Annotated in this window: 1 protein-coding gene and 1 pseudogene; one reads left to right on the top strand and one right to left on the bottom strand. The window is 36.2% G+C overall.

The genetic code is table 11. From position 1 onward, the window contains the following. Positions 1 to 5 precede the first annotated feature (5 nt). The gene (locus WC5_RS0122945; RefSeq protein ID WP_050558886.1) at positions 6 to 287 is read left to right on the top strand and encodes a colicin E1 immunity protein; all 282 of its coding nucleotides are present in this window, start codon (positions 6 to 8) and stop codon (positions 285 to 287) included. Here the strand turns inward: WC5_RS0122945 and cea are convergent. After that, positions 284 to 1269 (bottom strand): annotated as a pseudogene (gene cea / locus WC5_RS25960) (pore-forming bacteriocin colicin E1); the annotation flags it as partial. The gene WC5_RS0122945 and the pseudogene cea overlap by 4 nt on opposite strands.

The following is a 1269-nucleotide window of genomic DNA, read 5'->3' as shown; positions in this document are numbered from 1 at the left end:
TATATATATACCTTATAACAAAAAACAGCGAAGGGTATTATTTCCTTGTGTCAGATAAGATGCTATATGCAATAGTGATAAGCACTATTCTATGTCCATATTCAAAATATGCTATTGAATACATAGCTTTTAACTTCATAAAGAAAGATTTTTTCGAAAGAAGAAAAAACCTAAATAACGCCCCCGTAGCAAAATTAAACCTATTTATGCTATATAATCTACTTTGTTTGGTCCTAGCAATCCCATTTGGATTGCTAGGACTTTTTATATCAATAAAGAATAATTAAATCCCTAACACCTCATTTATAGTATTAAGTTTATTCTTATCAATATAGGAGCATAGAATTCCTGTAACAATAGCAATACCCCAAATACCTAATGTAGTTCCAGCAAGCAAGCTAAAAAGTAAAGCAACAACATAACTCACCCCTGCATCTGCAGCTTTCTTCTCTAATGTAAGAAATAGTGGCTTCCAGTCACCTGTATCCTTAATTTTTAGGATATCAGATACCACATCATATCCAAAAGAAACATGCCCCGTAATCTTCAAGTACTTGGCAAACTGATCTAAATGTTTAGCCCAGTCATCATACTTCACCGATGCCAACGCATTAAAAATAGCATCACGATCGGCTTTGCTGAATTTCTTATTTAAAACATCCTTGTATTTTTCAAAAGCAGCGAGAGCTTCATTCACATTGCCGATTTTCTTACCTTTAGACTTATCAGCAAGTTCCTGTGCCATTTTCGAATATTTTTCACCATATTTTTCAGTCAGCGTTTGATAAAAGCTAACTGTTGCATCAACAGCATCCTTAATCTGTGAATTAAGGAGATTATTCTGTGCTTTTTTCAAATTTTCTTCAGCTTCATGAACACGAGCGATACCGGCATTACGATTATTACTGACCTGAGAAATAGCCTTCTGGATCTGAGTTATATCAGCATTTATCCGGTTAATACGTGTTTCTGATGCTGTTACCTGTTTTTGTTTTTCTTCTCTAATCTTACCGGCCCCAACCCGTCGTCTGGTTGCTTCAAAAAAAGGACGGTTCTGAAGCGGATCATTGGCTCTTGGTGATAGTTTTTTGACCAGCTCATCCAGTTCTTTATATTTAGCGGATGCCTGAGCCAGTTCATTTCGTTTTCCAGCGAGCGTTTTCATTTCTGCATCACGGGCATGGATACTGGAGCTTAAACGAGAATTGAGAGTCTTAATCTCTCCATCCATTTTCACCACTTCAGATTGTGCAGCAGAAAGTTTTTTTT

It is taken from the genome of Escherichia sp. KTE114 (assembly GCF_000407765.1).
GTDB classification, from domain to species: Bacteria; Pseudomonadota; Gammaproteobacteria; order Enterobacterales; family Enterobacteriaceae; genus Escherichia; species Escherichia ruysiae.
Note: the sequence above shows the minus strand (reverse complement) of the source record. Positions and strands in the feature narration are given on the sequence as shown.